We start from the raw sequence: 9,223 nt of genomic DNA, 5'->3' as shown, positions 1-9,223 counted from the left end.
CGGCTGCCGGCTCCCCCGCGAAAGCTCCGGAGGACCACGCCTCCCCGGAAAACCCCAACGTCCATGGCTCCCCGCGTGCGCGGGGATGACGGGGGCATGCCAGAATGGCCGCTTTCCCCGTTCAACCCCTCCCCCGCCATGCGCCTGTCGCAATTCCACCTACGCACCAGCAAGGAAATCCCCGCCGAAGCCGAGCTCGTCAGCCACAAGCTGATGCTCAAGGCCGGCATGATCCGCAAGCTTGCCTCCGGCCTGTACACCTGGACCCCGCTGGGACTGCGGGTGCTGCGCCGGGTCGAGGCGGTGGTGCGCGAGGAAATGAATTCCGCCGGCGCGATCGAGATGCTGATGCCGACCGTGCAGCCGCGCGAGCTGTGGGAGGAAACCGGCCGCTGGGAGAAGTTCGGCGGCCAGCTGATGAAGATGCAGGACCGCAAGGAGGCCTGGTACTGCTACGGGCCGACGCACGAGGAGGTCATCACCGACTTCGCGCGCAACGAGCTGGCCAGCTACAAGCAGCTGCCGGCGTGTTTCTACCAGATCCAGACCAAGTTCCGCGACGAGATCCGCCCGCGCTTCGGGGTGATGCGCTCGCGCGAGTTCCTGATGAAGGATGCCTATTCCTTCCACCTCGACGAGGCCGACCTGCAGCGCCAGTACGAGGTGATGTACCAGGCCTACAGCCGCATATTCGAGCGCCTGGGCCTGCATTTCCGCGCGGTATTCGCCGACACCGGGGCGATCGGCGGCAGCGCCTCGCATGAGTTCCACGTGCTGGCCGATTCCGGCGAGGACGCGATCGCCTATGCGGTGGGCGGCCCGGACGATTCCGGTTACGCGGCCAATGTCGAACTGGCCGAGGCGACCGCGCCGGGCGCGCGCCCGGCCGCGGCCGAATCCATGCACGAGGTGGAAACCCCCACCCAGCGCACCTGCGAGGCGGTTGCCGCGCTGATGGGGATTCCGCTGGAGCGCACGGTCAAGACGCTGGCGCTGATGGGCGAAGACGGTTTCGTGGTCGCGCTGCTGCGCGGCGACCACACGCCCAACGAACTCAAACTGGCCCGGCTGCCGGGCCTGGCCGGGTACCGGATGGCCAACGAGGCGGAAATCGCCGAATACCTGGGCGCGGCGCCGGGATTCCTCGGGCCGGTGGCGCCGCGCAAGCCGGTCACGGTGGTGGCCGACCGCACGGTAGCGGCAATGGCCGATTTCGTGGTCGGCGCAAACCGTGATGGATTCCATATTGCCGGCGTGAACTGGGGCCGCGACTTGCCCGAACCCGACCGGGTTGCCGATATCCGCAACGTCGTCGCCGGTGACCCCTCGCCCGACGGCCAGGGCACGCTCGCGATCGCCCGCGGCATCGAGGTCGGGCATATCTTCCAGCTCGGCCGCGCCTATGCCGGGGCAATGGACTGCACGGTACTCGATTCCAATGGCAAGGCCGCGGTGCCGACCATGGGCTGCTACGGCATCGGCGTGTCGCGCATCGTCGCCGCGGCGATCGAGCAGAACCACGATGACAACGGCATTACCTGGCCCGCGGCGATGGCGCCGTGGCAGGCGGTGGTGTGCATGATCAACCCCAAGAACGACCCGGCGGTCACCACGGCGGCCGAGTCGCTCTACGGGGAACTGCGCGCCGCCGGCATCGAAACCGCCCTGGACGACCGCGGCCTGCGGCCCGGCGCGATGTTTGCCGATATCGAGCTGGTCGGCATTCCGCACCGGGTGGTGGTGTCCGCCCGCGGGCTGGAGGCGGGAACCTTCGAATACCGCCACCGTACTGCGAGCGAGGCCGAGAACCTCGATCGCGCCGGGGTACTGGCGCGAATCGGCGCCTGACCACGCCCCGGGGTTTTCCCGGGTTGGTTTTGCATAACCGGCCCCATATCGATGCGGTCATTTACCGCGGGCGGCAAATACCCTTACCATGGCGCGCGGCCGCTTTGGCCGGGCTGTTTCCCCTGTTTTCCGGAGACCGGTATGGCAATCGATATCAATTCCCTTTCCGCACGCGAGCTTGAAACCCTCATCAGCAAGGCGAAGAAGCGCAAGACCACCCTCGCCAAGCGCAAGCCGGTCGCCCAGGTCCGCCGCAAGCTGACCCAGCAGGCCAAGGCCGAGGGTTACAGCATCGAGGAACTGTTCGGCACCGGTACCGGCACCGCGGCCACCGCCGCCCCGGCACGCGGCACCCGCGGCGTGGCCAAGAAGGCCCGCAAGCTCGGCAAGGTGCCGCCGAAGTACCGCAACCCCGCCAATCCCGAAGAGACCTGGACCGGCCGCGGCCGCCAACCGCGCTGGCTGGCCGCCCTCACCGCCGAGGGCCGCAAGGTCGAAGACTTCCTGATCGAAAAAGAATGACGAAACGCCGGCGAAAGCCGGCGTTTCACTTTGCCCCCCCTCTCCCGCTTGCGGGAGAGGGCAGGGGTGAGGGGCTTTTGATGGCACCTTCTCCCGCATGCGGGAGAAAGGAAGCCCTCAGAGATGCCGCCGCGACGGCAGCAGCAGATTCCCCAGCAGCAATCCGGCCAGCAGGGCCAGCAGGATGTTCATCACCCCGAGGATCGCTTCCTCGCCGACGTTCACGTCCTGCTGCTGCAACAGGCTGAGCAGCGCGCGCAGGCTGGCGCTTCCGGGAACCAGCAAAATGATCCCGGGGACCCGCACGATCGCGCCCGGGCGGCCGGTCAGCTGGGCATAGCCGTTGCCGGCAGCGGTCATCGCCATCGCCGCCAGGAAGATTCCCACCGGCGCGCCCCAGGCCAGGTCGCCGTGGCGCGAGATCAGGTAACCGGCGGCAGCGGCGGCCATCACCACCGGGTAATCGCGCAGTTCGGCGCGGAAGGCGACCGCAAATGCCAGCGAGGCCGCGACCAGGGCGCTCCATTCCACCCAGTCCGGTTGCGGGCGCCAGGCGCGCACCTGCGGGTCCAGGCCGACCAGCCTGGTCAGGTACAGGGCGATCGCGGTTCCCACCGCCAGTTTCGCCACCGTGGTCACCGCGCCGGCAAAACGCGACGTGCCCGAGACCAGGTGCCCGCTGGTCAGCTCGTTGACCGAGTTGGTCAGGGTCAGGCCCGGCAGCAGCGGGATCAGCGAGGCGATGATCACCGTGTTCTGGTTGATCGGCGCGACCAGGCTGGCCACCAGCACCGCCACCAGGGTGACGAACATCGCCAGCAGCGCATCGGAGGCATCCCGCAGCCACGGCCGGGTCATCGCCCCCTGCAGCAGGCCGCCGATCAGCAGGCCGTTGAAGCCGGCGACCCCGATCTCCAGCCACGGCAGGCGCAGCAGCGCCGCCAGCGCGGCGCACACCAGCCCCGCCCCCAGTACCTCCAGCAGCCGACCGCGCCAGGTCGGGGCCACGTCCAGCGCCTTTAACGCGGCGAAGGCGCTGGCCACGTCGAGCTCGCCGGCGACCAGCGCCTCGGCGATGCGGTCGGTCTCGGCCAGCCGGTGCAGGTCGTTGTCGCCGGGCGACAGGCGCACCACGCGGGTGATGTCGCTGGAGCCGGCGACCCGCTGCGGATCGCTGAAGGACAGGATCAGCGCGGTCGGGCTGGACCAGGGCTCGCACTCCAGCCGCAGCCGCGCGGCCACGTCCAGCAGGGCCGCCTCCAGGCGCTGGGCGGTGGTGCCGTAGCGGTGCAGGCGGGTCGCCAGCTCGACCATGAAGGCCACCCGCTCGCCATAGCCCAGCGAGGCCAGCGGGCGGTTGCCGGCGGTGGTTGGATCCTCGACCGAGGCGACCGCGGGAACGCCCGCTCCGGCGGCCGAAGGCGCCAGCAGCGGATTGGCGCCGGGCGGGGCGCCCGGCGGGCACGGGTCGGATTCGGGCGGGGTCGCCTGCGGGGGGTACGGGGACGGGGTTTCCATCGCGCCGTAGCATGGCACGCGTCCGGGATGGCGGACAGCATCACGGCGCGCCGGTATGCTCGGTCCAGCATGAGCGAGCGCGACCTACAGCCCCGCATTGAAACCGGCCAGGATGCCGGCGCCGCGCGCCTCACCGGCCAGTGGACCCTGGCGCAGGCCGAGTCGGTCGCCCAGGCACTCAAGGCCGCCCCGGATGGGCTGCAGGCGGTCGACGCCACCGGCGTGGACCGGCTCGATTCCCTTGGCGTACTGCAGTTGATGCGCTTCGCCCGACACCGCGGGCTGGACGCCGGCGCCTTCCACTTCAACGACGAGCACCAGCCGCTGGTCACCGCGATCGGCGATGTCGCCGACGACCGCCCCCGGCGCAAACGCGAGTACGGCGTCGCCGAGGCCCTGGCCCGCCTCGGCCGGGCGGTGCACGGCAACTGGGGGGAAGTGCTGGCGCTGGTCGCCTTCCTCGGCGAGGTGCTGGTCAAGATGGCCCGGCTGGTCCGCCAGCCCGGGCGCTTCCGCCTGACCCCCACCGTGCACCACATGGAGCAGGTCGGGCTGGACGCGGTGCCGCTGGTGGCCCTGCTGTGCTACCTGGTGGGGGCGGTGATCGCCTTCCTGGGCGCCAACGTGCTGCGCGACTTCGGCGCCACCCAGTTCGTGGTCGAGTTGGTCACCATCTCCTTCCTGCGCGAGTTCGCGGTGCTGCTGACCGCGATCATCCTCGCCGGCCGCACCGCCAGCGCCTTCACCGCGCACATCGGCTCGATGGTCAGCCGCGAGGAGGTCGACGCGATCCGCGCCCTGGGCCTGGACCCGGTCGACCTGCTGGTGATCCCGCGGGTGACCGCGCTGCTGGTGATGCTGCCGCTGCTGACCTTCCTGGGCATGATCGCCGGCCTGCTGGGCGGGCTGAGCGTGGGCGCCTTCGGCCTGGACATCCCGCCGCAGCAGTACCTGGCGCGGATGCAGGACACCATGGACCTCAAGCACATGTGGGTCGGCCTGGCCAAGGCCCCGGTGTTCGCGATGCTGATCGGGCTGATCGGCTGCCTGGAGGGCCTGCAGGTCACCGGCACCGCGCAGTCGGTCGGCGAGCGGACCACCTCCTCGGTGGTGCAGTCGATCTCGGTGGTGATCATCCTGGATGCCTTCGCCGCGATGTGGTTCATGGAGATGGGCTGGTGAGCGGCGGGATCCCGGATCCGGTCATCCGCGTGCGCGGGCTGGTCAACCGCTTCGGTTCGCAGGTGGTCCACGACGGCCTGGACCTGGACGTGCGGCGCGGGGAAATCATCGGCGTGGTCGGCGGCTCGGGCAGCGGCAAGTCGGTGCTGATGCGCTCGATCATCGGCCTGCGCACGCCCACCGGCGGCCAGGTCGAGGTGCTGGGCGTCGATGCGCTCAACGCCTCCGAGGCCGAGCGCCTGCGAATCGAGCGCAACAGCGGGGTGCTGTTCCAGGACGGGGCGCTGTTCTCTTCGCTGACCGTCGGCGAGAACGTGCAGGTGCCGCTCAAGGAACACCAGCCCGGCCTGCCCGAGACCCTGCGGTACGAGCTCGCGCTGCTGAAGGTGAAACTGGCGGGCCTGCCCGCGGATGCGGTCAACAAGCTGCCCTCGCAGCTGTCGGGCGGCATGCGCAAGCGCGCCGGCCTGGCCCGGGCGCTGGCGATGGACCCGCCGCTGCTGTTCCTGGACGAGCCGACCGCGGGGCTGGACCCGATCGGCGCGGCCGCCTTCGACCGGCTGGTGCGCACCCTGCAGCAGGCGCTGGGGCTGACCGTGTTCCTCATCACCCACGACCTGGACACCCTTTACGCTATCTGCGACCGGGTCGCGGTGCTGGCCGACAAGCGGGTGATCGCCTGCGCGCCGCTGGCCGAGATCGAACAGCTCGACCACCCCTGGGTGCGCGAGTACTTCCACGGCCCACGCGCCCGTGCCGCAAGGGACACGGACGCCGGTGGGCGCACCGCCGAGGCAAGCTGCTGATGGAAACCAAGGCCAACTACGTCCTGATCGGCGCGTTCACGATCATGGTCAGCGTGTTCCTGCTGCTGTTCGCGCTGTGGGGCGCGAACTGGTCGTCGGAGCGCAGCTGGCAGGAGTACCTGGTGGTCTTCGACGAGCCGGTCACCGGCCTGAGCGAGGGCAGCGCGGTGCAGTACAACGGCATCGCCGTGGGCACCGTGGAGCGCCTGAGCCTGGCCCCCGACGACCCGCGCCGGGTGCGCGCCCTGCTGCGGGTCCAGGCCCGCGCGCCGGTCAAGAGCGACACCCGGGCCAAGATGTCGATGTCCGGGCTGACCGGCAGCCCGTTCATCCAGCTCACCGGCGGCAGCCCCGAAGCCCCGCGGCTGGACGAGGTCTACGACGGCCGCGCGCCCTGGCCGGTGATCCAGACCGAGCCGTCCGCGCTGCAGAACATCGCCGACACCGCCAACCGCCTGGTCGCGCGCATGGACCAGCTGCTGAGCCAGGAGAACATCGAGCGGGTCTCGGCCTCGCTGGACAACGTCCGCCTGCTCACCGAGACGATCGCCGAACAGCGCGACGACGTGCGCGAGATCATGGTCAACGCCCGCGCCGCCAGCGAACAGCTGCAGCAGACCCTGCAACGCACCGACCGCGCGATCGCCGACATCGACCGCGACGTGATCCAGCGCCTGCCGGCGCTGGTCGACCGGCTGGATACCGCGCTGGTGGAACTGGACTCCGCCGCCCAGGGTGCCAACGGCCTGGTCAACGAGAACCGCGCCGCCATCAACAGCTTCGCCAACGACGGCCTGGCCCAGCTCGGCCCGACCCTGGGCGAGGTGCGCAGCCTGGTCCGCGACCTGAGCCGGATCAGCGACCGGCTGGACAACAACCCCACCGGCTACCTGCTGGGCCGCGACGCGCCGAAGGAGTTCGAGCCCGAATGAAGATGATCAAGCTTCCCCTCGCCGCCTTCCTGCTGCTGGCGCTGTCCGCCTGCGCGCTCCTCGGCGGCGGCGGCAACGACAGGCGCGCCACCGTCTACGTCCTCGATCCGCGCGTGGAGGCCCGGCCGGATTGGCCGAACGTGGACTGGCAGCTCGCCCTGGGCAACGCCGACGCCTCGCGGCTGACCGACAGCCTGCGCATCGCGGTCCGGCCGGCCGGGCACGAGATGCAGGTCTACAAGGGCGCGGCCTGGGGCAAGATGCCGACCGACATGGTCGAGGACGCGATCCTGCGCACCATGGAGGACTCCGGCCGCATTCCCGCCATCGCCCGCCAGGGCAGCGGCATCGGTGCCGAGTACAAGCTGGTGCTGGACCTGCGCCGCTTCGAGTCCGACTACGCCGGCCAGCCGGTCCCGTCCGCCCGCATCGAACTCAACGCCAAGCTCCTGCACACCCGGGACCAGCGCGTGGTCGCCGCGCGCACGTTCCGGCAGGCCGTCCCCGCCGCCAGCACCGCGGTGGTCGACGTGGTGGACGCCTTCGAGCAGTCGCTGGCCACCGTCACCGCCGAGCTGGTCGGCTGGGTGCTGCAAAGCGGCGCCGCCCATGGCCACGTGCATCCGGAACCGGCCCCCGCCGCCAGGCCGGTCGTGGTGCCGGTGGTCCCGGTTCCGGTCCCGGCCCGCTGACCGGCGACGGCCGAGGGCCGCCCATTTGGCGCCCCCGCCCAAACCCGCGACAATGCCCGGTCACCCGCAGGAGCCCGCCATGACCGAGCAGACCGCCCCCGAGACCGAACGCGACGTGATGGAGTACGACGTCGTCACCGTCGGTGCCGGCCCGGCCGGGCTGGCATTCGCGATCCGGCTCAAGCAGCTCGATCCCGGCCTGAACGTCTGCGTGATCGAAAAGGGCGCGACCATCGGCGCCCACATCCTGTCCGGCGCGGTGATCGAGACCGGCCCGCTCGACGCCCTGCTCCCGAACTGGCGCGACAACCCGCCGCCGGTGTGCGTGGACGCGAAGGAAGACGAGTTCTGGCTGCTGACCAGGGACGGCGGCCACAAGCTCCCGGTGATCCCGCCGGGCATGAACAACCACGGCAACGTGATCGTCAGCCTGGGCGCGATGTGCGCCTGGATGGCGCCCCAGGCCGAGGCGCTGGGGGTCGACGTGTTCCCCGGCTTCGCCGCCGCCGAGACCCTGCATGACGGGGACGGCAAGGTCATCGGCGTGCGCATCGGCGACATGGGCGTGGCCAGGGACGGCAGCCACAAGCCGAACTACACCCAGGGCATCGACATCCACGCCAGGGTGACCGTGCTGGCCGAGGGCGCCCGCGGCCACCTGACCAAGCGCCTGGTCAAGCGCTTCGACCTGGACGCCGACTCCGACCCGCAGGGCTACTCGATCGGCATCAAGGAGCTGTGGCAGGTCCCCGAAGACCGCGTCAGCCCCGGGAAGATCGTCCACAGCTTCGGCTGGCCGGCCGACAGCGCCACCTACGGCGGCAGCTTCATCTACCACCTGGACAAGGGCCGCATCGCCATCGGCTACGTCACCGGGCTGGACTACAAGGACCCCAACTACAAGCCCTGGGAGGCGTTCCAGCAGTTCAAGCACCACCCCATGGTCAAGCCGCTGCTGGAAGGCGGCGAGATCATCTCCGCCGGCGCCCGCGCGATCGCCACCGGCGGCTACCAGTCCATGCCGCGGGTGGAAATGCCCGGCGCCCTGCTGATCGGCGACACCGCCGGCCTGCTCAACGTGCCCAAGGTCAAGGGCACCCACCAGGCGATCCGCAGCGGCATGCTCGCCGCCGAGCACCTGGTCGGCAACGCGCTGGCACCCGAAGGCTTCGACGCCAAGCTGCGCGACAGCGCGGTCATGGCCGAGCTCAAGGCCGTGCGCAACATCAAGCCCGGCTTCAAGAAGGGCCTGTGGATGGGCATGCTCAACGCCGGCTGGGAAACCATCACCGGCGGGCGCTCCCCGTGGACGCTGAAGAACAGGGCCGACTGGAGCTCGCTGGAGAAACTGGCCGAGTACGAGTCCCCCGACCGCGGCTGGGGCCCGCGCGAGCTGCCCCCGCGCGACCGCCTGGCCGGCGTCTACTACGCCGCCACCGACCACGACGAGGACCAGCCGGTCCACCTGATCGTGCACGACACCTCCATTTGCGTGGAGCGCTGCACGATCGAATACGGCAACCCCTGCACCCGTTTCTGCCCCGCCAACGTGTACGAGATGGTGGAGGACGAAGGCGGACGCAGACTGCAGATCAACGCCGCCAACTGCGTGCACTGCAAGACCTGCGACATCAAGGATCCGTACGAGATCATCACCTGGGTCACGCCGGAGGGGGGGGCGGGGCCGAATTACCAGAACCTGTGAGGGCGAGGAACGAGTGGA

The 9,223-nt window shown here is 70.2% G+C and carries 7 protein-coding genes and 1 pseudogene; 7 read left to right on the top strand and 1 reads right to left on the bottom strand.

Going from position 1 to position 9,223, the window contains the following annotated elements; all coding sequences use genetic code 11:
• Positions 1-138: 138 nt before the first annotated feature.
• Positions 139-1,848 carry a proline--tRNA ligase gene (locus LY625_RS13230; RefSeq protein ID WP_233740781.1) on the top strand — a complete coding sequence of 570 codons (1,710 nt, stop codon included), beginning with the start codon at positions 139-141 and terminating at the stop codon, positions 1,846-1,848.
• A 141-nt stretch (positions 1,849-1,989) separates the two neighbouring features.
• A pseudogene (locus LY625_RS13225) lies at positions 1,990-2,364 on the top strand (H-NS histone family protein); the annotation flags it as partial.
• Between the two features lie 123 nt (positions 2,365-2,487).
• On the opposite strand, the gene LY625_RS13220 reads toward LY625_RS13225, so the two are convergent.
• Positions 2,488-3,684 (bottom strand): threonine/serine exporter family protein, encoded by a 1,197-nt coding sequence (locus LY625_RS13220; protein ID WP_233740780.1) that lies wholly within the window; start codon positions 3,682-3,684, stop codon positions 2,488-2,490.
• A 273-nt stretch (positions 3,685-3,957) separates the two neighbouring features.
• Here LY625_RS13220 and LY625_RS13215 point away from each other — a divergent pair, with 273 nt between their 5' ends.
• The 5 genes from LY625_RS13215 to LY625_RS13195 all read left to right on the top strand — a co-directional run bounded on the left by LY625_RS13215 (position 3,958) and on the right by LY625_RS13195 (position 9,205).
• Positions 3,958-5,070 carry an ABC transporter permease gene (locus LY625_RS13215; protein WP_233740779.1) on the top strand — a complete coding sequence of 371 codons (1,113 nt, stop codon included), beginning with the start codon at positions 3,958-3,960 and terminating at the stop codon, positions 5,068-5,070.
• Positions 5,067-5,876, top strand: a complete 810-nt coding sequence (locus tag LY625_RS13210; protein ID WP_233740778.1) for an ATP-binding cassette domain-containing protein — start codon at positions 5,067-5,069, stop codon at positions 5,874-5,876. The genes LY625_RS13215 and LY625_RS13210 overlap by 4 nt, the downstream gene beginning before the upstream one ends.
• Entirely contained in the window at positions 5,876-6,808 is a 933-nt protein-coding gene (locus LY625_RS13205; RefSeq protein WP_233740777.1) for an MlaD family protein, read from the top strand. Before LY625_RS13210 ends, LY625_RS13205 begins: the two co-directional genes overlap by 1 nt.
• Positions 6,805-7,500 (top strand): ABC-type transport auxiliary lipoprotein family protein, encoded by a 696-nt coding sequence (locus LY625_RS13200; protein ID WP_233740776.1) that lies wholly within the window; start codon positions 6,805-6,807, stop codon positions 7,498-7,500. Before LY625_RS13205 ends, LY625_RS13200 begins: the two co-directional genes overlap by 4 nt.
• 79 nt (positions 7,501-7,579) lie before the next feature.
• On the top strand, positions 7,580-9,205 hold the full coding sequence (locus LY625_RS13195; protein ID WP_233740775.1) for an electron transfer flavoprotein-ubiquinone oxidoreductase: 1,626 nt from the start codon (positions 7,580-7,582) through the stop codon (positions 9,203-9,205).
• Positions 9,206-9,223: the final 18 nt, after the last annotated feature.

Origin of the sequence: Lysobacter sp. GX 14042 (genome assembly GCF_021390425.1) — a bacterium.
GTDB lineage: Bacteria > Pseudomonadota > Gammaproteobacteria > Xanthomonadales > Xanthomonadaceae > Novilysobacter.
The sequence above is the reverse complement of the archived record's forward strand: the minus strand, read 5'-3'. Positions and strand labels throughout refer to the sequence as shown.